The organism is Pseudomonas sp. F9001 (assembly GCF_013385435.1).
In the GTDB taxonomy this organism is placed as follows: domain Bacteria; phylum Pseudomonadota; class Gammaproteobacteria; order Pseudomonadales; family Pseudomonadaceae; genus Aquipseudomonas.
The window spans coordinates 32,700-33,343 of the sequence record NZ_JACAPX010000034.1; the positions used below are offsets into that span (position 1 = coordinate 32,700).

Below are 644 nucleotides of genomic sequence, written 5' to 3' on the forward strand. Positions count from 1 at the left end.
CCATGCTCATCCTCGCAAGCCACCTGCCGCCCCAGCTCGTCATAGCGATAACGCCGCACACCGCCATTCGCCAGTTTTTCCTCAATGAGCTGGCCGCGTTCGTTCCAGATAAAGCGTTGGCTGCTGTTATCCGGATACCAAACACCCGTGAGCTTTCCGTGTTGGGTGTACGTGTATTCGGTGTAATTGCCGTCCGGATCAGTCTTGCGAGTGATATCGCCTTGATCGTTACGCTGGTATTTCCACACCGCGTCACCACGGCGCACAACCCGTACGAACCCGTTGTCATGCTCGTAGGACGTCGGCGTATCGTCCCCGGGAAACAGCGCAATCAACCGACCGGCGTCGTCGTACTGATACGCCGTCACCGCTCCCAGTGGATTCTGCTCGACCGTCAGCCGGCCTTTTTCGTCGTAGGATTTGAAGTGCTGCGCGCCGTCCGGATCGATCCGCTGCACCAGCCGTGCGCGCTGGTCGTGGACGTAGACTTCCTGGCTGCCATCGGCGTTGTGCACGGTGACCGTGCCGTTGTCGTCCCACACATACCGCGTGTCCATCTGCGAAAAGCTGGCCCAGTGCCGGACACATCGCGCTGCCTTGCCAGACCGTTCCCACTCCCAGAAGAAACTCGCCCCACCGGCCAG

1 pseudogene is annotated in these 644 nt (G+C 60.4%); it reads right to left on the bottom strand.

What is annotated here, in order from left to right:
* A pseudogene (locus HX818_RS26110) lies at positions 1 to 644 on the bottom strand (type IV secretion protein Rhs); the annotation flags it as partial.